17 protein-coding genes are annotated in these 22133 nt (G+C 72.0%); 10 read left to right on the top strand and 7 right to left on the bottom strand.

What is annotated here, in order from left to right; translation table 11 throughout:
• Positions 1 to 11: 11 nt before the first annotated feature.
• Positions 12 to 611 carry a TetR/AcrR family transcriptional regulator gene (locus tag ACIPWA_RS12965; protein WP_056654450.1) on the bottom strand — a complete coding sequence of 200 codons (600 nt, stop codon included), beginning with the start codon at positions 609 to 611 and terminating at the stop codon, positions 12 to 14.
• A gap of 123 nt (positions 612 to 734) precedes the next feature.
• On the opposite strand from ACIPWA_RS12965, the gene ACIPWA_RS12960 reads away from it, so the two are divergent.
• Entirely contained in the window at positions 735 to 1889 is a 1155-nt protein-coding gene (locus tag ACIPWA_RS12960) for an alpha/beta hydrolase family protein (RefSeq protein WP_400290687.1), read from the top strand.
• Here the strand turns inward: ACIPWA_RS12960 and ACIPWA_RS12955 are convergent.
• A complete protein-coding gene (locus tag ACIPWA_RS12955) occupies positions 1868 to 2332 on the bottom strand; it encodes a GatB/YqeY domain-containing protein (RefSeq protein ID WP_400290685.1) in 465 nt (154 codons plus the stop codon). The two genes, ACIPWA_RS12960 and ACIPWA_RS12955, sit on opposite strands and share 22 nt — an antisense overlap.
• A 131-nt stretch (positions 2333 to 2463) precedes the next feature.
• On the opposite strand from ACIPWA_RS12955, the gene ACIPWA_RS12950 reads away from it, so the two are divergent.
• The 6 genes from ACIPWA_RS12950 to ACIPWA_RS12925 all read left to right on the top strand — a co-directional run bounded on the left by ACIPWA_RS12950 (position 2464) and on the right by ACIPWA_RS12925 (position 10116).
• Complete coding sequence (locus tag ACIPWA_RS12950; protein WP_400290683.1) at positions 2464 to 4281, top strand: alpha-glucosidase; 1818 nt, start codon at positions 2464 to 2466, stop codon at positions 4279 to 4281.
• A 440-nt stretch (positions 4282 to 4721) separates the two neighbouring features.
• Positions 4722 to 6641, top strand: a complete 1920-nt coding sequence (locus ACIPWA_RS12945; protein ID WP_056654460.1) for an acetolactate synthase large subunit — start codon at positions 4722 to 4724, stop codon at positions 6639 to 6641.
• A gap of 20 nt (positions 6642 to 6661) precedes the next feature.
• The gene (ilvN, locus tag ACIPWA_RS12940) at positions 6662 to 7186 is read left to right on the top strand and encodes an acetolactate synthase small subunit (RefSeq protein WP_056654462.1); all 525 of its coding nucleotides are present in this window, start codon (positions 6662 to 6664) and stop codon (positions 7184 to 7186) included.
• A 91-nt stretch (positions 7187 to 7277) separates the two neighbouring features.
• Positions 7278 to 8306 (top strand): ketol-acid reductoisomerase, encoded by a 1029-nt coding sequence (ilvC, locus tag ACIPWA_RS12935; RefSeq protein WP_056654464.1) that lies wholly within the window; start codon positions 7278 to 7280, stop codon positions 8304 to 8306.
• Positions 8307 to 8725: 419 nt separating this feature from the next.
• Positions 8726 to 9274, top strand: coding sequence for an ASCH domain-containing protein (locus ACIPWA_RS12930; protein WP_068627088.1), 549 nt, complete (start codon positions 8726 to 8728; stop codon positions 9272 to 9274).
• Entirely contained in the window at positions 9271 to 10116 is an 846-nt protein-coding gene (locus ACIPWA_RS12925; protein WP_068627090.1) for a PIG-L deacetylase family protein, read from the top strand. Before ACIPWA_RS12930 ends, ACIPWA_RS12925 begins: the two co-directional genes overlap by 4 nt.
• 132 nt (positions 10117 to 10248) lie before the next feature.
• Here ACIPWA_RS12925 and ACIPWA_RS12920 read toward each other — a convergent pair whose 3' ends face one another.
• Entirely contained in the window at positions 10249 to 11511 is a 1263-nt protein-coding gene (locus ACIPWA_RS12920) for an ROK family transcriptional regulator (RefSeq protein ID WP_400290679.1), read from the bottom strand.
• 278 nt (positions 11512 to 11789) lie between these two features.
• Here ACIPWA_RS12920 and ACIPWA_RS12915 point away from each other — a divergent pair, with 278 nt between their 5' ends.
• Both ACIPWA_RS12915 and ACIPWA_RS12910 read left to right on the top strand, forming a co-directional pair.
• The gene (locus tag ACIPWA_RS12915) at positions 11790 to 12833 is read left to right on the top strand and encodes a 3-isopropylmalate dehydrogenase (protein WP_056654478.1); all 1044 of its coding nucleotides are present in this window, start codon (positions 11790 to 11792) and stop codon (positions 12831 to 12833) included.
• 204 nt (positions 12834 to 13037) lie between these two features.
• Entirely contained in the window at positions 13038 to 14168 is a 1131-nt protein-coding gene (locus tag ACIPWA_RS12910; RefSeq protein WP_056654480.1) for a branched-chain amino acid aminotransferase, read from the top strand.
• Positions 14169 to 14248: 80 nt separating this feature from the next.
• On the opposite strand, the gene ACIPWA_RS12905 is transcribed toward ACIPWA_RS12910, so the two are convergent.
• Positions 14249 to 14827 (bottom strand): hypothetical protein, encoded by a 579-nt coding sequence (locus tag ACIPWA_RS12905; protein WP_068707316.1) that lies wholly within the window; start codon positions 14825 to 14827, stop codon positions 14249 to 14251.
• A 385-nt stretch (positions 14828 to 15212) separates the two neighbouring features.
• On the opposite strand from ACIPWA_RS12905, the gene cimA reads away from it, so the two are divergent.
• Positions 15213 to 16877, top strand: coding sequence for a citramalate synthase (gene cimA / locus ACIPWA_RS12900; protein WP_068627357.1), 1665 nt, complete (start codon positions 15213 to 15215; stop codon positions 16875 to 16877).
• 99 nt (positions 16878 to 16976) lie between these two features.
• Here the strand turns inward: cimA and ACIPWA_RS12895 are convergent, their stop codons facing one another.
• From ACIPWA_RS12895 to ACIPWA_RS12885, 3 genes are read right to left on the bottom strand one after another with little or no spacing between them, the layout of a single operon-like run.
• Positions 16977 to 19886: an FAD-binding and (Fe-S)-binding domain-containing protein gene (locus ACIPWA_RS12895; RefSeq protein WP_400290675.1), complete on the bottom strand. Its 2910-nt coding sequence runs from the start codon at positions 19884 to 19886 to the stop codon at positions 16977 to 16979.
• Positions 19883 to 20770 carry a MurR/RpiR family transcriptional regulator gene (locus ACIPWA_RS12890; RefSeq protein ID WP_068627361.1) on the bottom strand — a complete coding sequence of 296 codons (888 nt, stop codon included), beginning with the start codon at positions 20768 to 20770 and terminating at the stop codon, positions 19883 to 19885. Before ACIPWA_RS12890 ends, ACIPWA_RS12895 begins: the two co-directional genes overlap by 4 nt.
• Positions 20767 to 21945: an N-acetylglucosamine kinase gene (locus ACIPWA_RS12885; RefSeq protein ID WP_400290672.1), complete on the bottom strand. Its 1179-nt coding sequence runs from the start codon at positions 21943 to 21945 to the stop codon at positions 20767 to 20769. The genes ACIPWA_RS12890 and ACIPWA_RS12885 overlap by 4 nt, the downstream gene beginning before the upstream one ends.
• Positions 21946 to 22133 lie beyond the last annotated feature (188 nt).

Genomic DNA, 22133 nt, shown 5'->3' with positions numbered 1-22133 from the left:
AGAGGTCGGGGTCAGCGAGCTTCTGGGCTGAGCACACCCGATACGAGAAGCTGCACGAGGACGGTGGCGTCGTAGCGGGCGTCGTTCGCGGCGCCGATGCAGAGGTTGCCGATGCCTTTGAGCACGTTGTACGCATCAACCGGCTGAGCTCTGCCTGCGGACTCGAGCGCTGCCTCGAGGAGGACGCCGCACACCGGCACGAGGCGTCCGACGAAGTAGGCATGCAGAGCGTCGGACCCAGCGCCGTCTCCCTGCAGTGCGCCAGCGAGCCCGTGCTTGGTGACGAGAAACTCCACGAACAGGGCAACCCATGCCCGCAGTGCCGCCTCGGGTGTCGCGCTCTCCGCGAGCAGTCGTGGGCCTGCATCGGCACATGCCTCGACCTGGTGCCGGTACACCGCCACCACCAGCTCGGGACGCGTCGGAAAGTGACGGTAGATCGTCCCCACACCGACGCCAGCCTTCGCCGCGATCTCCCGCACCGGAGCGTCGACGCCGGAGGTCACGAACACTGCTGCAGCCGCGTCGAGCAGCACCTGCTGATCTCGACGCGGACGGCCCGCTTGCTGGGGTCGCGCGCCGTGCGACTGCTCCCTCTCGGCGTCAACCATGGCTTCGTCCTCACACCTTCCCATCGCACGCCCTTGCATTACGGAGCGACGTTCCGTAATGTTGCGGAACGTTGCTCCGATAACCAGTATCGCAGAGCGCAGCTCCTCGGAGAGGTACTTCTCATGACTTCATCAATCGTCAGCACGCTGGACGGCGTCATCGGTGCCGGGAGGCCGGTCGTGTCGGTCGCTCCGATCGCACTGTCTGCGCCGGGCAGACCGGTCCCGCTGGAGGTGCGTGTCTCGGCACCAGCGACCGGCACAGACCTACCCGTGGTGCTGTTCTCCCACGGCAACGGATGGAACCTCGACGGGTACGCGCCGCTCACCGCGTTCTGGGCCTCTCGAGGGTTCGTCGTGATCCAGCCCACGCACCTGGACTCTCGCCGGAACGGCTTCGGGTTCGACCACCCCGTCTTTCCGAGAATCTGGACCGAGCGGATCGCGGATCTCGCACGCATCCTCGACCAGATCGACACCATCGAGGCCGCCGTGCCAGGGCTCGCCGGCCGTATCGATCGCAGCCAGGTTGCCGCTACCGGTCACTCCTGGGGTGGACAGACCGCGCAGGCGCTCCTCGGTGCACGGATCTTCGACGAAACGGGCCAGGTCGGCGAAGACATGTCCGACGAGCGTGTCGCCGCGGGCATTCTCTTCGCCGCGACCGGCGTCGGCGGCGATGACCTGCACCCGTTCGCACAGGCGAACTTCCCGTTCATGCGCCCCTCGTTCCAGGAGCTGACCACGCCGACCCTCGTCATCGCCGGCGACCACGACCAGTCCACGATGTCCAGCCGCGGACCCGACTGGTTCACCGACGCCTATACCTGCAGCCCCGGCGCCACCGACCTCCTCACCTTCCACGGAGCCGAGCACTCGCTGGGAGGGATCGTCGGGCACGAAGTCGCCGAGACCACCGACGAGAACCCGGAGAGGGTCGCCATCATTCAGCGGATGAGCACTGCGTACCTTCGGACCGCCCTGAACGTCGACGAGACCAGCTGGCCTGCGGTCCGCACTGCATTCAGCGAGAGCAACGATCCGGTCGCTCACGTCGACAGCAAAAAGTGCGTGACGGCAAGACCCCCGCCGTTCGCCATCAGGCGGTCTCGAGGGGTCTTGCCGCCGACTCCGCAGGTCCCTCCGCGGATCGCGTCGTCGTCCGGGACGGTCGTGCGTACACGCACTTCGCGGCCTGCTCCTGCCAGCCCGAGGGTGGTCGTCGCCCGGTCGACCGAGCCGGAGCGGGCCGGCATTCAGAGCGCGGCGAGCGCCTGACGCACGGCCTGCGAGAGCGCCTTGCCGTCGACCCGGCCGATGCCGCTCGCGGCGGCCGTCGCGGTCTTCATGACGTTGCCCATGTCCTTCATGGACGAGGCGCCGGTCGAGGCGATCGCGTCGGCCACGAGCGCGTCGAGCTGTTCGGCCGTGAGGCTCGCCGGCAGGTACTTCTCGATGAAGTCGGCCTCCGCGGTCTCGTTCTCGGCGCGCTCGGGCGCGTCGGCGTCGAGGTAGATCTGCGCGCTCTCGCGGCGCTTCTTGACCTCGGCGGCCAGGACGGTCTGGACCTCGGCGTCGCTGAGCTCGTGCGCCGCGGAGCCGGACTTCTCCGCGGTGCGGACGGCGCCGATGACCTGGCGGAGGGTGTTCTTGGCGAAGTCGTCGCGGGCCTTCATGGCGGTGGTGAGGTCGGCGGTCAGCCGCTCGATGGTGGTGGTCATGGGTCAATGGTGCCTGGTGCGGGGCCTCCGGTCCTACGCCATTGCGGTTCTCGCCGCCGCCGGGGACACGTCGGGGCCGCCCGGCGCGTCCCGGCGCGCACCCCACCGGCAGCGGTGAGAGGCTCGACGACGTGAGTGCCTCGACGGAACCGACCACTGCCCCTGCCCCGCGACCGGTCGGCGGCTGGTCCGCAGGAGAGCCGCCCTGGTGGACGAGCGCGGTGGTCTACCAGGTCTACCCGCGGTCCTTCCAGGACTCGGACGGCGACGGGATCGGCGACCTGCCCGGGATCGAGCAGCGGCTCGACCACCTCGTGGCCCTGGGCGTCGACGTCGTGTGGCTCTCGCCTGTGTACCGCTCGCCGCAGGACGACAACGGGTACGACATCAGCGACTACCAGGACGTCGACCCGATGTTCGGGACGCTCGAGGACTTCGACCGCCTGCTGGCCGCGGCGCACGACCGGGGTCTGCGGGTCGTCATGGACCTGGTGGTGAACCACTCCTCGGACGAGCACGCCTGGTTCCGGGAGTCGCGCGCCTCGCGCACCGACGCCCGGCGCGACTGGTACTGGTGGCGCCCGGCCCGCGAGGGCATGGAGCCCGGCGCGCCCGGGGCGGAGCCCAACAACTGGCGGTCGTTCTTCGGAGGCCCCGCCTGGGAGTACGACGAGGCGACGGGCGAGTACTACCTGCACCTGTTCTCGCGCAAGCAGCCGGACCTGAACTGGGAGAACCCGGACGTGCGCCGGGCTGTCCACGACATGATGACCTGGTGGCTCGACCGCGGCGTCGACGGGTTCCGCATGGACGTCATCAACCTCATCAGCAAGGTCCCGGGCCTGCCCGACGGCGAGGTCCACTACGGCGCGTACGGCGACGGCAGCCCGTACTACACGAGCGGTCCGCGGGTGCACGAGTTCCTGCAGGAGATGCACCGCGAGGTCTTCGCGGGGCGGCCCGAGAAGCTCCTGACGGTGGGGGAGACCCCGGGCGTCACGATCGAGGACGGCGTGCTCTTCACGGATCCCGAGCGCCACGAGGTCGACATGGTGTTCCAGTTCGAGCACGTGGGGATCGACCACGGATCGAGCAAGTGGGACGTCAAGCCCCTGCGTCTGACCGACCTCAAGGCGACGTTCGGACGCTGGCAGGTGGGGCTCGCGGAGCGCGGCTGGAACTCGCTCTACTGGAACAACCACGACCAGCCGCGCATCGTGTCGCGGTTCGGGGACGACGGCGAGCACCGCGTCGCCTCGGCCAAGGCGCTCGCGCTGCTCCTGCACCTGCACCGCGGGACGCCGTACGTCTACCAGGGCGAGGAGCTCGGGATGACGAACGCGGGCTTCACGTCGATCGACCAGTACCAGGACATCGAGTCCCTGGGGCACTTCCACGAGCTGGTCGACGCGGGCGTCGCGACCGAGGAGCAGATGCTCGTCGCGCTGCGCGCCATGAGCCGCGACAACGCCCGCACGCCCGTGCAGTGGGATGCGTCGGAGCACGCGGGCTTCACGACGGGCACACCCTGGCTCGCGGTCAACCCCAACCACGTCACGATCAACGCGGAGGCCGAGCGCGCCGACGACGGCTCGGTCTTCCACTTCTTCCGCCGCCTGGTCGCGCTGCGCCACGACGTCCCGGTCGTGGCCCTGGGTGACTTCCACATGCTGGCGCCCGACCACGAGGCCGTCTACGCGTTCACGCGCACGCTCGACCTGCCCGCGCCCGCAGAGGGGCCCGACGGCGTCGCGTCCGCCGCGAGCACGGCGTCGCGCGACGAGCTGCTCGTCCTGGTCAACGTGGGCGGCGCCGAGCAGGAGGTTCCCCCGGAGGTCCTGGCCGGCTGGGAGGGCGCCGAGGTGCTGATCGCGACGCACGACGACGCGGCCGCGCGCCGAGCCGGTGTGCTGCGCGCCTGGGAAGGCGTGGTCCTCAGGAGGTCGTGAGCCCGTCCCGGACCGCCGGGAGGAGCCCCGTCGCACCCGGGCGGGCCACCGCCGTCGGGCCCGACGTCCCATTCCCTGAGACGTCCGGCTCGACGCATGACATCCCCCGGGCAAGGGCGTAGTGTGCACAACGTGCAGACGATCCTTCTCGTAGTACTTCCTGAGCGCGCCGGCTGAGGCCAAGCAACCAGGTCTCGTCAGCGCGCTCACCCCTCGAAGAGCCCTCACCGGGTACGAGGGGTTTTTTCATGTCACGACCACGACTGTCACGGCCCCTCCCTCCGGGCACACCCCGCCCCGGAAGCGGCCACCTCGTCGCACCACACCGCGACCGCACAGCACGGAGAGCAGCACCAGCAGCAAGAGCAGTACCAGCACCACCACGGTGAGCTCGATCCAGCCGGTGGCAGCCAGCCGCCACCGAGAAACAGGAGATACCGATGGTCCAGGGTCCCCACCCGGCACCGCCGACGCAGGGCGCGCCCGCGCCCGCCGGCGAGGCCGCGGCGCCGAAGCCAGCCCCGTCCCCCGCGAGCGTCGCAGCCCGCCCCGAGAGCCGAGCCCGCGCTGCGGTGCCCGGCGAGCGTGCGGTGAGCTCCGTCGTCGGGCCCGAGGAGGTCACGGGCGCGCAGTCGATCGTCCGCTCCCTCGAGGAAGCCGGTGTCGACGTCGTCTTCGGCATCCCCGGCGGCGCGATCCTGCCCACGTACGACCCGCTCATGGACTCCAAGAAGCTCCGCCACATCCTCGTGCGCCACGAGCAGGGCGGCGGCCACGCGGCATCGGGCTACGCCCACGCGACCGGTCGCGTCGGCGTGACCATGGCGACGTCCGGCCCCGGCGCGACGAACCTCGTCACGCCCATCGCCGACGCCAACATGGACTCGATCCCGCTCGTGGCGATCACGGGCCAGGTCGGCGCGTCCCTGATCGGGACCGACGCCTTCCAGGAAGCGGACATCGTCGGCATCACCCTGCCGATCACCAAGCACAACTTCCTCGTGACCGACCCGGACGAGATCCCGCGCGTCATCGCCGAGGCCTTCCACATCGCCCAGACCGGGCGCCCCGGGCCGGTCCTCGTCGACATCGCGAAGTCGGCCATGCAGGCCCGCACCACGTTCTCGTGGCCCCAGGAGCTCCAGCTGCCCGGGTACCACCCCGTGACCAAGCCGCACTCCAAGCAGATCCGCGAGGCCGCGCGCCTGCTCGCGACGGCCAAGCGCCCCGTGCTGTACGTGGGCGGCGGCGCGATCCGCTCGGGCGCCTCGGCCGAGCTGCGCCGCCTCGTGGACCTGTCCGGCGCCCCCGTGGTGACCACGCTCATGGCTCGCGGCGCGCTGCCCGACTCGCACCCCCAGAACCTCGGCATGCCCGGCATGCACGGCACCGTCCCCGCGGTCGCGGCGCTCCAGAAGGCCGACCTCATCGTCGCCCTCGGCGCACGCTTCGACGACCGCGTGACCGGCGTGCTGTCGAGCTTCGCCCCGAACGCCACGACCGTGCACGCGGACATCGACCCGGCGGAGATCGGCAAGAACCGCGAGGTCGACGTCCCGATCGTGGGCGACCTGCGCGAGGTGCTCACGGACCTCGTGCCCGAGCTCGAGCGCGAGCACGCGGTCAAGGGCAAGCCGGACCTGGGTGCCTGGTGGCACCAGATCGACGACTGGCGCGAGACCTACCCGCTCGGCTACTCCGAGCCCGAGGACGGCCACCTCGCTCCCCAGCACGTCATCCAGCGCCTGGGCGAGATCTCCGGCCCCGACTCGATCTACGTCGCGGGCGTCGGCCAGCACCAGATGTGGGCCGCGCAGTTCATCCGCTACGAGCACCCCAAGACGTGGCTCAACTCGGGCGGCCTCGGCACCATGGGCTACTCGATCCCGGCCGCGATGGGCGCCAAGGTCGGCCAGCCCGACAAGACCGTCTGGGCGATCGACGGCGACGGCTGCTTCCAGATGACCAACCAGGAGCTCGCGACCTGCACGATCAACGAGATCCCCATCAAGGTCGCGCTGATCAACAACTCCTCGCTCGGCATGGTCCGCCAGTGGCAGACCCTGTTCTACGAGTCCCGCTACTCCAACACCGACCTCCACACGGGCCGCGGTACCCAGCGCGTGCCGGACTTCGTGAAGCTCGCCGACGCCTACGGCTGCGAGGGCATCCGGGTCGAGTCCAAGAGCGAGGTCGACGCGGCCATCAAGCGCGCCATGGAGATCGACGACCGTCCCGTCGTCGTCGACTTCAACGTCTCGCGCGACGCGATGGTGTGGCCCATGGTCGCCTCGGGCGTCAGCAACGACAACATCCAGTACGCACGCGGCATCTCGCCCGCGTGGGACCGCGAAGACTGAGACCGGGGAGAGCCGCAACCATGTCCCGTCACACCCTCTCCGTGCTCGTGGAGAACAAGCCCGGCGTGCTCACGCGCGTCGCGGGCCTGTTCGCCCGGCGCGCGTTCAACATCCACTCGCTCGCCGTGGGCCCCACGGAGCACGAGGAGATCTCGCGCATCACCGTGGTCGTCGACGTCGACCAGAACCCGCTCGAGCAGGTCACCAAGCAGCTCAACAAGCTCGTCAACGTGATCAAGATCGTCGAGCTCGACCAGGCCTCGTCGGTCCAGCGCGAGCTGCTGCTCGTCAAGGTCCGCGCCGACGGCGCCAACCGCACGGGCGTCCTCGAGGTCGTCGAGCTGTTCCGTGCCAAGGTCGTCGACGTCGTCCCCGACGCCGTGACGATCGAGGCCACGGGTACCCCCGAGAAGCTGAGCGCCCTCCTCGGGGCGCTCGAGCCCTACGGCGTCCGAGAGATCGTCAAGTCCGGCACCGTGGCCGTCGGCCGCGGCGCCCGCTCCATCACCGACCGAGCGCTCGACCGCGCCCACCGGTCCGCCTGACCAAGTCCCCCCCCGGTGGACACCCCCACGTCGCCCACCGACGTCGAACTATCGTGTTCGTCACCACCTCAAGAACCCAAGGAGTAACACCGTGGCAGAGCTCTTCTACGACGACGACGCCGACCTCTCGATCATCCAGCAGAAGAAGGTCGCGGTCGTCGGTTACGGCAGCCAGGGGCACGCGCACGCGCAGAACCTTCGCGACTCGGGCGTCCAGGTCGTCATCGCACTCAAGGAAGGCTCCAAGTCGATCGCCAAGGCGACCGACGAGGGCTTCGAGGTCAAGACGGTCGCAGAGGCCGCCCAGTGGGCCGACCTCATCATGATCCTCGCGCCGGACCAGCACCAGCGCTCGATCTACAACGACGAGATCAAGCCGAACCTGGCTCCGGGCAAGACCCTCGCGTTCGCGCACGGCTTCAACATCCGCTTCGGCTACATCGAGGCCCCCGAGGGTGTCGACGTCATCCTCGTCGCCCCCAAGGCGCCGGGCCACACGGTGCGTCGCGAGTTCGTCGCGGGCCGTGGCATCCCCGACATCATCGCCGTCGAGAAGGACGCGTCGGGCCAGGCGTGGGACATCGCGCTCTCGTACGCGAAGGCGATCGGTGGCACGCGTGCCGGCGTCATCAAGACGACGTTCACCGAGGAGACCGAGACCGACCTCTTCGGCGAGCAGGCCGTCCTGTGCGGTGGTGTGTCGCAGCTCGTCCAGTACGGCTTCGAGACGCTCACCGAGGCCGGTTACCAGCCGGAGATCGCCTACTTCGAGGTCCTGCACGAGCTCAAGCTCATCGTCGACCTCATGTGGGAGGGCGGCATCGCCAAGCAGCGCTGGTCGGTCTCCGACACGGCCGAGTACGGCGACTACGTCTCGGGTCCCCGCGTGATCGACCCGCGGGTCAAGGAGAACATGAAGGCCGTCCTCGGGGACATCCAGAACGGCGCGTTCGCGAAGCGCTTCATCGACGACCAGGACGCGGGCGCCCCCGAGTTCAAGGAGCTCCGCGCCAAGGGCGAGGCGCACCCGATCGAGGCCACGGGCCGCGAGCTGCGCGGGATGTTCGCGTGGGCGAAGTCGGGCGACGACGACTACACCGAGGGCTCGGTCGGTCGCTGACCTTCGCCTCGCTTCACGCGGGGTGAGTGGCTCACCTTCGAGGCGGGCGGCACCTACCGCGCGATCTTCCATCCGGCCTGGCGGCCTCCCGCCAGACCCGACCACGATCGCGCGGCAGGCGCCGCCCGCCTCTGTGCTGTCGGGTCGCCCGTGCGCGCGCGGGTGCCCGACGGCGGTGCCTCCTCGGGAGCTCGGGTCGCGGCTCCGTCCGTGGTCGTGCGGGGGGCGGCGGGGCTCGGTTGAGGGTGACGGGTCGGTCCGCCAGGACGACAGGTGCTCGCGCCGGGGGTGCCGTGCCGGTTCGCCAAGGGGACGTACTGGTCGGGCGAGACGGTCGGCCGGGTGGAATCTGTGCGACATCCGCCGGTGAAAGTGCGACAAGACGGGCAGTCCGGCGTTCCGTGGTCCACCATGGACGCATGAGCGACGACATCGACCGCAGGGCAGACGGCACGAGCGCCGGCACGAGCGAGGACCCGCGAGCAGCAGAGCTCCTGGAGTTCTGGGAGACCGCGCGGGTGCGCGCCGGCGAGGGCAAGGTGGGCGTGGTGACCGGGTTCGGGGTCTCCGCGACCGTGCCGCCCCCCGCGTGGTCGTTCGGCGACAACCCGGAGCTCGCCGACGGGCTGCTCCACGCGGTGCTCTCGGGCGAGAAGACCGCGACCTCGTCCTCGCACTGGGAGTACGACGAGGAGACACCGGTCCCGGCCGTCGGTGAGCTGTCCATCATCCTGGACGGCGACGGCCACCCACGTGCGCTGATCCGCACCACGTCCGTCGAGATCGTGCCGTTCGACCAGGTCGACGCGGACTTCGCGGCGGCCGAGGGCGAGGACGACCGGTCGCTCGAGGCATGGCGTGCCGGACATCGCGACTACTTCACGAGGGTCCTGGTCGGCCACGAGTTCCGCGAGGACATGCCCGTGGTCTGCGAGCGCTTCGAGCTCCGGTTCCCGCGTCCGCGATGACCCCGGTCGAACCGCATGCGGTCCCGAGCCTGTTCGCAGACCGCCTGCGTGTCCTGGTCGTCGCGGCGCACCCTGACGAGCCCGACGAGTACGCAGGTGGCATCGCCGCACGACTCGCCCTGGCCGGCCACGGCGTGAAGTTCCTGTCGCTGACGAACGGCGACGCCGGGCACTGGTCGACTCCGCGCAAGGCCCTCGCGCGACGGCGAGCGGCCGAGGCGTTCGCCGCGGCGCGCGAGCTCGGCGTGCAGGAGTACGAGATCCTCGACGAGCACGACGGCGAGCTCGTGCCGAGCATCGCGCTCCGTCGTGAGGTCGTCGCCAGGATCCGCCGCTGGCAGGCGGACCTGGTCGTCACGTTCCACGACGAGTGCCCCGGCCACCTCGACAACCGCGCGGCCGGACGCCTCGTGCGCGAGGCGGTCTCGGTCGTCGGGCTGGCGAACGTCGTGCCGCGCGTCCCTGCGCTGGAGACCCCACCCGTGTGCCTGCTCATGCCGGACCACGACGCGCTCGCGCACCACCGGCACGACGTGGTGGTGGACGTGAGCAGCACGATCGAGGCCAAGCTGCGGGCCTGCCTGGCTCACGCCTCGCAGTTCCTGGAGTTCGCGCCCTGGCAGCGCGGGCTGCTCGACCAGGTGCCGCCCGCGAGCGACCCCGTGGGGCAGCGGGAGTTCGTGCTCGAGCACTGGGCGCCGTACCTGTGCACCCAGCCCGAGGTGCGCGCGGCGGTCGCCGCAGCGGGCCTCGACCCCGTGGGGGAGTACGCCGAGTCGTTCCAGCTCGCCGACTACGGGCGGGCGACCACGGCCGCCGAGGTGCGCGCACTGCTGGGGTGAGCCGAGACCGCGGCGACCGGACGGCGCGAGGTGCGCTCCGCCGTCGGGCCAGGACGGCGACGGCTGCGTGAGGGTGGGTGGTGGTCGCCGTCCCAGGCCGCGACCACCACCCGTCGGGGCAGGTGAGAGGAACTACCCCGAGTGCGAGGGCGCGAGGGCGCCGGTCGTCGTGCTGGGACGGACCGCCGAAGACGTGACGGGCGGTGCGCCGTGGTCCGCGAGGTGCAGCGAGACCCGGTCGAGCAGGAGGGAGCGGACGTCGGCCGCGACGACGGCCTCGGCCCCGCGCAGCACGGGGGCGACCGGCACCAGCGTCGGAGCGATGGGCGCCACGCCCTGCTCGGTGTCGAGAAGGTGGCTGCGCGTCGCGTCCGCGAGCCGCTGCCCACCCGCGATGCACGTGGGGCCGCCGAGCACCAGCAGGTGCGGCTCGACGACCGCGACGACCGGCTGCACCACGGCGGCCACGCGCCGTCCGAAGTCCTCGACGAGCGCCACGACCGCGGGGCTGTCGGGCTCGGCGGCCATGGCCGCGAGGACCTCGGCGTACGTCGTGCCCGGCACGCCGTACCGTGCGGCGAGCTCCTCGAAGCGGCGACCGCCCACGAGGTCCTGCAGGTTCATCGAGTGGTCGTCGTACTCGCGGACCGTCACGGGGACCGGCAGGTAGCCGAGCTCGCCCGCAGCCCCGGTCGCGCCGTGGTGGAGCGATCCGTCGATCAGCGTGCCGAGGCCGATGCCCCCACCGAGCCACAGCAACGAGAAGCTCTTCTCGGTGCGGCGGCCCGCGTCGCGCTCGGCGATCGTGGCGAGGTTGACGTCGTTCTCGATCCGGACGGGGACGCCGAACTCCTCCTCGAGGAGGGTGCGGACGCCGAGCAGGGGCCACCCCGGCAGGTCGCCCACGAGCCAGAGGTCGCCGCTGACCGGGTCGGCCGCGGCCTGGACCCCGGCGACGATCGTGCCGACGCGCTCGACCGGCACGCCCGCGTCCGCACAGGCCGCGTCCCACGCGGCGCGGACGTCGCGGACCGCGGTGCGCTCCGCGGACGTGGGGACGTCGGCGGAGCCGAGGACGTTCCCGCGGGCATCGACGACGCTCGCCCGCACGCCGGTCGGGAGGACGTCGAGAGCCAGGCCGACGACGACGTCCGTGCGGGCGGCGTACATGACGGCCTGCGGACCCCGCGCGCCCTGGACCGCTCCCGTCGCCTCGATCAGCCCAGCGGCCTCGAGGCGGGCGACGATCTGGGAGGATGTAGGGCGGGAGACGCCGGTGAGGTCGCCGATCTGGGACCGCGTCATGGGGCCGGTGTCGAGCAGGAGCTCGAGCGCCGCGCGGTCGTTGATCGTGCGGAGCAGTCCCGGTGTCCCCGGGATGTGCGTGCGGGACACGTCTTTCGGCCTCTCTGCCGGCGTCTTAGGAAAGTTTCCTAAGAGTTACCTACTCTGGCGATTTGTGCAAGTTGAGACGTGGGGGCGGCTGCGAGGCCCCGTGCGGACCTCTTGTACACCATCGTCGAGCCGCAGGGCCTCGGCGCTCGTCGAGGAGAGCGCGTCCAGGCGCGCCGCCTTGCTGCGAGGCGCGGAAGTCCGCGGATCGCGCGGTTCGGAGCGTTCGAGGCGTGAGATGGGCGTCCCGAGGACTGGCGCCCGGGCGTAGCGTTCATCGCATGACGCGCAACATCGAACTGGCAGTGGTGGCCGGAGACGGCATCGGCATCGAGGTCGTCGAGCAGGGCCTCGCGGTCCTCGAGGCGGCTCTCACGGGCTCCGACGTCAAGGTCTCCACGACCCCCTTCGACCTGGGTGCGCGCCGCTGGCACGCGACCGGCGAGACCCTCACCGACGAGGACCTCGCGGCGATCCGCACCCACGACGCGATCCTCCTGGGCGCGATCGGCGACCCCACGGTGCCGTCGGGCGTCCTCGAGCGCGGCCTGCTGCTCAAGCTGCGCTTCGCGCTGGACCACTACGTCAACCTCCGCCCGGGCAAGCTGTACCCCGGTGTGAAGTCCCCGCTGGCGGACCCGGGCGAGATCGACTTCGTCGTCGTCCGCGAGGGCACCGAGGGCCCGTACGTCGGCAACGGCGGCGCACTGCGCGTCGGCACGCCGCACGAGATCGCGACCGAGGTCTCCGTGAACACCGCGTTCGGCGTCGAGCGCGTCGTGCGCGACGCTTTCGCCCGCGCCCAGGCACGCCCCCGCAAGCACCTGACGCTCGTGCACAAGCACAACGTCCTGGTCCACGCCGGTCACCTGTGGCGTCGCACGGTCGAGGCCGTCAACGCCGAGTTCCCGGACGTCACCACGGACTACCTGCACGTGGACGCCGCCACGATCTTCCTCACGACGAACCCGTCGCGATTCGACGTCATCGTCACCGACAACCTGTTCGGCGACATCCTGACGGACCAGGCCGCCGCGATCACCGGCGGCATCGGCCTCGCAGCCTCGGCCAACATCAACCCGGACCGCACGGCCCCCTCCATGTTCGAGCCGGTGCACGGCTCGGCCCCCGACATCGCGGGCCAGGGCAAGGCGGACCCCACCGCCACGGTCCTGTCCGTCGCGATGCTGCTCGACCACCTCGGCCTGACCGAGCAGTCGCAGCGCGTCGAGGCCGCGGTCGCCGCGGACCTCGCCGAGCGGGGGAGCCGAGTACGGTCGACGGCCGAGGTGGGGCGCGAGCTCGCTGCCCGCGTCGCCGGCTGATCGGTCCCCGACACGCCGTCGCGCCGCCGTTCGTCCCCCATGTGGGGGTCGGGCGGCGGCGCACACCCTCTGCCGTCCTCACCGCTCCCACGTCCTCTTCGAAGACCCGGGAGTTCTCGCCCGCCCTGCGGGCGCCACGAGGCGCTCCGTCATGGAAAACTAGGCGAGGAACCCACCCGGGTCGCCAGGTGAAAGGCCCATGACATGACTTCCCCCCTCACAGCGCAGCCCGCTTCCTCGGCCGAGGACCTCGTCGCGCTCTTCGACATCCGCCCCTCGGACACCCCCACCTCTCCCGAGGCGAGGGCCGCAGCGATCGCCGCCCCGAAGTTCGGCACCGTGTTCTCGGACCACATGGCCCGGATCAGCTGGAACGCGACCGACGGCTGGATCGACCGCCGCATCGAGAAGTACGGTCCGCTCCAGCTCGACCCTGCCACCGCGGTCCTGCACTACGCCCAGGAGATCTTCGAGGGTCTCAAGGCGTACCGGCACCAGGACGGGTCCGTGTGGACCTTCCGTCCCGAGGCCAACGCAGCCCGCTTCGCCCGCTCCGCCCACCGTCTCGCGCTCCCGGCGCTCTCGGTCGACGACTTCATCGGCTCGATCACCGCGCTCGTGCGCACCGACATCGAGTGGGTGCCGGACGGCGAGGAGGCGAGCCTCTACCTGCGTCCGTTCATGTACGCCTCGGAGTCGTTCCTGGGCGTGCGCGCCTCGCTCGAGGCCGAGTACCTCGTGATCGCCTCGCCCGTGGGCCCGTACTTCTCGGGGGGCGTCAAGCCCGTCTCGATCTGGGTCGACCGCGAGTACAGCCGCGCCGGCGCGGGAGGCACGGGAGACGCCAAGTGCGGCGGCAACTACGCCTCGAGCCTCCTGCCGCAGACGCTCGCACAGGAGAAGGGCTTCGAGCAGGTCTGCTTCCTCGACTCGTCGACGAACACCTTCCTCGAGGAGCTCGGCGGCATGAACGTGTTCGTCGTCAAGGCGGACGGCTCGGTCGAGACGCCCGAGCTCACGGGCTCGATCCTCGAGGGCGTGACGCGCTCGTCGATCATCCAGCTCCTCACCGACCGCGGGCACGACGTGAACGAGCGTCGCATCCCGCTCGAGGAGCTCCTCGCCGACATCCGGTCGGGGGCCGTGACCGAGGTGTTCGCGTGCGGCACCGCGGCGGTCGTCACCCCGATCGGTCGCCTGGGCGGGTCGAACTTCGACCACACGATCGCCGACGGCGGCGCGGGTGAGCTCACGCTCGCGATCCGTGGCGAGCTCACGGACATCCAGAACGGCCGTGCGGCCGACCGTCACGGTTGGATGACGCGCCTGGCCTGAGGTTCACCACTGCGGTACCGCAGAGTGCGGGCAGCGTCGCCGATCGGCGACGCTGCCCGCACTCTGCGTCTGGCGGGGGCTCAGACCGCCCGGCGCACGATCGTCCTGCCCGCGACCCCCGCGAGCAGCGACCAGACCGCGACCCCGATCAGCAGGTTCACGAGCCCGGAAAGCGCGGCGGACGTGGTGTCCGACGTCCAGGCGAACGGCAGCGCCGTGATGACGACGATCACGAGGGCCATGATCCAGCCGAAGAACGCCCGCGGCCGGGGCGTCGTGAGGATCAGCAGGTGCAGCAGGCCCGCCGCGAGCAGTGCCAGGATCGCCCCGTCGATCGCGAACGCCGCCTGGTGCGAGCCGGTCGTGAAGATGTCCGGTGGCGGCACGAGCGTGAACGAGAAGATGCGCTCGAGGATGATGACCGCCACGAGGCCGATGAGAGCGGCGACCAGGGCCGTGGCGGCTGCACCGGCCCAGAAGCGGCCCACCTCGACCGCGAGACGCGGGTCGGCGGGGTTGACCGGCTCGTGCGGCGGGGGGAAGTCGGCGCGCGGGTCGGGCGGCACCACGGGCGGGATCGCCGGCGGCACGCCCTGGGGATGGCCGGGGGAGCCGGGCTGCGGGACGTTCGGGCGGGGCGGGAAGTTCGGGTCGCTCATGTTGCGTCTCCTGTCGTTGCAGGCTGCCGTTCCGGGCGCTCACTGGTCGGGGTGCTCAGTCCGTGGACACCGTTCCATCCTCGCGGCTGCTGTGGCAGCATGTGTTCTGTGACACACCTCGTCTCCCACCTCATTATCGAGTAGCGCGCCCGGCCACCACACCGGACGCGCAAACCTCCCGCACCCTCGGGGGGTTTTTTTGTTGCCTGACATCACCCCCGTCGGGCTTCGAAGCGCCGGGCACGAGCTTCACGAGAGCGACCGCCCAGCGCGTGGGAACGACGAGGACCGGCGGCGCGCGGAAGCGTCCCGCCCTGATCCACCTAGAGTGGTCTCGCCCAGGCGGCACCGCTGGACCCCGAGATTCTCCCCAGAGAGCGGCACGATGACTTCCCAGGTGAACCCCGTAGCTCCTGCCACAGCGAGCGCACCCTCGACGTTCCACGTCTACGACACGACACTGCGCGACGGCGCGCAGCAGGAGGGCATGAACCTCTCGGTCGCCGACAAGCTGGCGATCGCCCCCCTGCTCGACGAGCTGGGCGTGGGGTTCATCGAGGGCGGCTGGCCCGGGGCCATCCCCAAGGACACCGACTTCTTCTCGCGCGCGGCCAAGGAGCTCACGCTCAAGAACGCGGTCCTGGCCGCGTTCGGCGCCACGCGCAAGGCCGGGATCAGGGCCGCGGACGACCAGCAGGTCCTCGCCCTCGTCGCGTCGCAGGCGCCCGTCGTGACGCTCGTCGCGAAGTCCGACATCCGCCACGCCGAGCGGGCGCTGCGGACCACGGGCGCCGAGAACCTCGCCATGATCACCGACACGGTCGCGTTCCTCGTGGCCGAGGGGCGCCGCGTGGTACTGGACGCCGAGCACTTCTTCGACGGCTACCGGTTCGACCCGGCCTACTCGCGCGCTGCGGTCGAGGCGGCGTTCGCGGCCGGTGCGGAGGTCGTGGCGCTGTGCGACACCAACGGCGGCATGCTGCCCGAGTGGGTCGGCGAGATCGTCACGGAGCTGCGCGACGCCGTCGGGATCCCGGACGGGCTCTTCGCCCAGGCGGGCGACCCCCTCCTCGGTATGCACGCGCACAACGACTCGGGCTGCGCGGTCGCGAACTCGCTCGCGGCCGTGGCCGCGGGCGCCGCGCACGTCCAGGGGACGGTCAACGGCTACGGCGAGCGCACCGGGAACGCGGACCTCATCACGGTCGTCGCGAACCTCGAGCTCAAGCACGGGCGCACGCTTCTCGTCGACGGCGGACTGCAGGAGACCACGCGCATCGCGCACGCGATCAGCGAGATCACCAACATCTCCCCGTACGCGCGCCAGCCGTACGTCGGGGCGAGCGCGTTCGCGCACAAGGCCGGGCTGCACGCCTCGGCCATCAAGGTCGACCCGGACCTCTACCAGCACATCGAGCCCACGCTCGTCGGCAACGACATGCGCATGCTCATCTCGGACATGGCGGGCCGCGCCTCGATCGAGCTCAAGGGCCGTGAGATGGGCTTCGACCTGTCGGACCAGGGCGACGTCCTCTCGCGCGTGACGCACCGGGTCAAGGAGGCCGAGGCCCGCGGGTACACGTACGACGCGGCCGACGCCTCGTTCGAGCTGCTCCTGCGCGAGGAGATCGCGGGCGAGCGGCCTCAGTTCTTCCGGGTCGAGAGCTGGCGCACGATCGTCGAGCGGGCCGGGGGGCGCGGCACCGAGGCGACGGCGGAGGCGACCGTCAAGCTGCATGCCGGCGGCAAGCGCATCGTCAAGACGGGCGAGGGCAACGGACCCGTGAACGCGCTCGACCACGCGCTACGGCTCGCCCTGCGACGCGTGTACCCGGAGATCGAGGCGTTCGAGCTGATCGACTTCAAGGTCCGCATCCTCGACACCGAGCAGGGCACGGACGCCATCACGCGCGTCCTCATCGAGATGACCGACGGGGCGACCTCCTGGTCGACGGTGGGCGTCGGACCGAACCTCATCGAGGCGGCCTGGGAGGCGCTGACGGACTCCGCGATCTACGGGCTGATCCACGCGGACGTGCAGCCGCGCTGAACCAGCAGCCCGCGCCCTGACTCCGGGCGCACGCGATCATGTGTCAGAGGGAGCGTGACCTCCGGGTCACGCTCCCTCTCGCACGTCGGGGTGCGACGGTCAGGCGCGGGTCGCGGCCTCGAGCAGCTCGACGACGTGCACGTAGTCCTCGCCCGTCGCCCGGCTCAGACCCATCTCGCACGTCCGGTTGCTCGACGCGTACGCGTCCGCACGGCCGTGCTCGCGAGCGTGGGCCGCGACCTCGGTGGCCTCGGCACGCGTCGCCGCGGCCGTCAGCTCGGGGTGGAGCATCCCGCGGTCGCCCGCGAAGCCGCAGCACCCCGCGTCGAGCGGGAGCACGACGTCGTCGGCCACCGCGCGCGCGACGGCCTCGAGGTCGCCGACGACCCCCAGGTGGATCGACGAGCACGTGGGGTGCAGCACGAGCGAGGCCAGCGTGCTGCCCGTCGTCCGAGGGTCGAGCCCGGTCGCCTCGAGCGCGGGCAGCACGTCGTGCCGCACGAACGTCACGGCGTCCAGGACGCGCAGCCGCTCGAACCGCTCGCGGGCGTCGCCCGAGAGGTGCGCGCCGATCCCCTCGAGGCCGTGCGTGCAGCTCGACGCGTCCGAGACCACGGGCAGGCGGCCGCCGTCCGTGGCCGCCCAGAGCGCGTCGAAGGTCCGCTCGGCCATCGCCGTGGCCCCGTCGGTCAGGCCCTTGGAGACCCAGGGCGTGCCGCAGCACAGGCCCCCGACTCCCTCGGGGATCGCGACCGAGATCCCGGCGCGCTCGCAGAGCGCGAGGAACGCCGGCCCGACGCCGCCCGGGCTGGGCGAGGCCTCCGCGGGCGAGAAGAGCGAGCCCATGCACGACTGGAAGAAGACGACGCTCGCACCGGCAGCTGCCTCGACGCCGACGCTCGCCGGTCCGTGCGCCGGACGGTCGCCGGGGGAGACCCGGCGTTGCCCAGGGCCCGGCAGGTCGGTGCCCACGAGCGGCACGACGTCGTCGCCCAGCACCGCGCGCCCCACCTTCGAGGCGGCCGTGACCAGGGGCGTGGGCACCAGGTCGACCACGCCGAGCGCGCCGCGCAGGCCTGTGACCGCGCCACCCCAGTGGTCGGCGGCCACGCGCCCGGCGCGCTGGACCACGGCCCCGTGGCGCTGCGCGCGCCGGACCTTCATGACCTTGCCCGTGTCGATCCCGACCGGGCACGCGGTCACGCACAGCGAGTCGACCGCGCACGTGTCGACCGCGGAGTACTCGTACGCGCGCTCGAGCTCGCGGAGCTCGCCCGGGGCGGCCGTGACCATCTCGCGCAGGAGAGCGATGCGCTGCCGGGGAGTCGTCGTGACGGTCCGCGACGGGCACGCGGGCTCGCAGTACCCGCATTCGACGCACCGGTCCACGACGGCCGCGAGGTCTCCCGCCGCGGCCGTCCCCACGGGCGGCACGAGCTTGAGGTGCTGCAGGTGCGCCTCGTCGTCGTCGGTGAGGAGCACGCCGGGGTTGAGGATGCCCTCGGGGTCGCACAGGGCCTTGACCTCGCGCATCACGGCATACAGGTCGTCGCCGAACTGCCGCCGGACGAAGGGTGCCATGATGCGGCCCGTGCCGTGCTCGGCCTTGAGCGAGCCGCCGCGGCCGAGTACCAGGCCCACCATGTCCTCGGTGAAGGCCGCAAAGCGGTCGAGCTCACCGTCGTCGGACAGGCGCGGGGTGATCATGAAGTGCAGGTTGCCGTCCTTGGCGTGCCCGAACGTCACGGCGTCGTCGTAGCCGTGCTGCGCGAAGAGCCCACCCAGGTCGCGGACCGTCGCGGTGAGGTCGGGGACCGGGACGACCAGGTCCTCGAGCAGTGCCGTGCTGCCCGGGGCGCGGGCTCCCGCGACCGCGGTGTACAGGCCCTTGCGGACGCGCCACAGCCGCCCGCGGGCAGCGGGGTCGCGCGTCAGCCCGGCGGGCGTCGCGAGGTCGAGCGAGCCGACGACGGCCCGAGCGGCCTCCTCGAACGGTTCGAGCCCCGCGGCGCTCGTGGCCTGGTACTCGACGAGCAGCGCCGTCTGGGTCGTCGCGGTCGCGAAGGCCCGCATGGACGCGTCGGCGAGCGGGTCGGCCGCCGCGACGCGCAACGACGCGGCGTCGAGCAGCTCGATCGCCCGTGCGCCCGAGTCCGTGACGGTCGCGAGCGCCTCGGTCGCCTGCTCGAGCGCGTCGAAGACCAGGAGCGTGGTCGAGGCCGCGGGGAGCAGCGGGACGGTCCGGAACGTCACGTCGGCCACGAACGCCAGCGTCCCCTCGGACCCCACCACCAGGTGCTCGAGGATCTTGACGGGCGACTCGTGGTCCACGAAGGCGTTGACGCCGTAGCCCATGGTGTTCTTCATCGAGTACTGGTGCGCGATGGTCGCGCGCATGGCCGCGCTCGCCCGGACCCGGTCGCGGAGCCCGGCCAGGCCGCGGTGCAGCGCGGGCTCGAGCGCACGCAGCCGCTCGTCGGCGTCCGGCGCACCCGTGTCGAGCACGGTGCCGCTCGGCAGGACGAGCGTCATCGACTCGATCGTGCGGTACGCGGTGTCGACCGTGCCGCACGCCATGCCCGAGGAGTTGTTCGCGACGACGCCACCGATCGTGCACGCGATCTCGCTCGCGGGGTCGGGGCCCAGGCGTCGCCCGTGGCGCAGGAGCCTCCCGTTGACCGAGCGCAGCGTCACGCCCGGCTGGCAGCGCACGCGTGCGCCGTCGTCGTCGAGCACCTCGACGCGCGTGAAGCGCGTGCGCGTGTCGACGAGCAGGCCCGCGCCCGACGCCTGGCCCGACAGGCTCGTCCCGCCCGAGCGGAACGTGACCGGGAGCCCGCGGCGACGGGCCTCGGCGAAGGCGGCGACGACGTCGGGCACGTCCTGCGCGCGCGCGACCGCCTCGGGCCGCAGCAGGTAGTGCGACGCGTCGTGGGCCTGGGCGACGCGCGTCAGCAGGTCCGTGCGGATCTCGAGGGCCCTCGTCGTGGCGGCGGAGACGGTCGTCATGCTCGTGCCTTGCGCTCTCCGTCCAGCCGGTGGGGCTGGACCGCGTCGTAGGTGGCCTTGAGGTTGGCGCTCGTCTGGTCGTACAGGCGCTGGGCGACGCGGACGAAGAGGAAGTCGACGACCGCGAGCTGCGCGATGCGGCTCGACAGCGCGCCCGAGCGGAACTGCGTCTCGCGTGCCGTGGTGCCCAGCACGACGTCTGCCTCCTGCGCGAGGGGCGACTCGGGGAAGTTGGTGATCGCCACGCTCGTCGCCCCGCGCCGGTGCGCGATGCCGAGCGCGTGGTTGGTCTCGACCGTCTGGCCGCTGTGCGAGATCCCGATCGCGACCGCGCCCGGGCCGAGCAGCGCGGCCGACTGGAGCTGGAGGTGCGGGTCGGGGGACGCGAAGCACACGAGCCCGATGCGCTGGAGCTTCTGGGCGAGGTCCTGCGCCGTCAGCCCGCTCGACCCGACGCCGAACACGTCGATCCGCGGCGCCGCCGCGACGGCCGCGGCGACCTGCTCGAGCGCCGCGAGGTCGAGCATGCGCGCGGTCTCCTCGATGGTCCGGGCCTCGTGGAACGCGATCTTCGCGACGACGTCCTCGGCCGTGTCCGTCTCGTTGATCTCGCCGTGCGCGACGTTCGAGCGCTCCATCTCCATCTCGCGACGCGACGTCGCCTGGGCGAGGTCGATCCGGAACTCCGGGTAGCCCGCGTAGCCGATCGCCCGGCAGAACCGCACGACGGTCGCCTGCGAGGCGCCCGCGCGCGCGGCGAGCTCGTTGATCGTCGACCCGACGACGGCGGTCGGGTCCGCGAGGACCGCCTCGGCGATCCGGGCCTCGGCGGGGCGGAGCGTCGGCAGCGCCTGTCGGATGCGGACGAGTCCGTCACCTGTCATGTCGGATCTCCTGTGATCGGGGTGGTCGTGGACGGTGCGGGAACAGGGGGTTCGTCGCCGAGGCTCAGCCACGGAGCGTGGGCGACGAGGGGAGCGGCGGGTGCGGTGGAAGCGGCCGCGCCGCCCGTCGCGGTGCCCTCGGTGAGCAGCCTGGCGAGGTGGAGCGCGCCGTCGAGCGGGGTGCCCGCGGACGGGACGAGCTCGGCGTCGGGGCGCAGGGCCGCGAACCGGCGCGCGAGGGCGCCCGTCAGGGACGGGCCGGCCGCGAGGACCCCGCCCGTGGCCGCGGCGAGCGGCGGCAGGCCGGGGACGAGCGCAGCGGCGAGCGTCTCGGCCAGGTGGCGGCCCGCCTCGGTGAGGATCTGGACGCTCGCGGGGTCGCCCGCCGCGGCGGCAGCGGCGACGTCGGGCGTGAAGGAACCGAGCACCTGCGCTCGGTCGGGGCGTGTGTAGAGCTGGACGGGCCAGGTCGGGACGGGGCCGAACCGCGCCTGCGCCGCGGCGAGGAGCGGCCGCGAGCCACCCGTCGCGCGGCCGTCGTGGGCCGCGAGGGCGGCCCGCAGCCCGTGGGCGCCGATCCACGAGGCCGACCCGAGGTCGCCCAGGAGGTGCCCCCAGCCGTCGGTGCGTCGCCAGACGCGGCGGAGGTCGGTGCCGAGCGCGATCGCACCCGTGCCGACCGCGACCACGGCCCCCGCGCGCCCGCCCAGGGCGCCCAGGTGGGCCGTCAGGGCGTCGGCCGCGACGGCCGTGCGGTCCGCCGCGAGGGTCGTGCGGAGCGCGGTGTGCACCGTGGCGGGGTCCGGGACGAGCGTGGCGAGGCCCGTCGCGCCGACCGCGGCCGCGGCGACGACCGGGGGTGCGTCGTGGGACCCGGTCGTGGCCGCGACGAACGACGCGCACAGGTCGCGCACCACGTCGGCGACGTCGCTGCCGTCCGGGCCGATCGCGACGCTGCGCCCCGTGAGCTCGGTGCGGTGCGGCGCGTCGCCGGGGGCGACCGGGGGGTGGGCGGCGTCCGGCCGGGCGCCGGACGGCACGGTGGTCGCGACGAGCCTGCTGCCGCTGCCGCCCACGTCGATCGCGACGAGCCAGCGCGGAGGTCCCGAGGGCGCCGCGAGGGGGTGCGCGCGGCTCTCGGTGCGGGCGGGGTCGACGTCCGGCGTCCAGGTCACGCCTCATTCTGGCATGAAATTTCAGAACAGGACGAGACTACGGAGAAAACTTCCACACGTGTCGGGGAACTCCGTGCCGAGCGCGCCTCGGGCCCGCGGTGCGGTGCTGCTTGGAGGCTACTCCTCCTTGTGGTTCACGTCACGGGTGCTGGGTGGTCGCGGGGGCCCGCGGTGGGGCAGGGCGTGCG

The sequence above is a fragment of the Oerskovia enterophila genome (assembly GCF_044748475.1).
In the GTDB taxonomy this organism is placed as follows: Bacteria; Actinomycetota; Actinomycetes; order Actinomycetales; family Cellulomonadaceae; genus Oerskovia; species Oerskovia enterophila.
The sequence above is the reverse complement of the archived record's forward strand: the minus strand, read 5'-3'. Positions and strand labels throughout refer to the sequence as shown.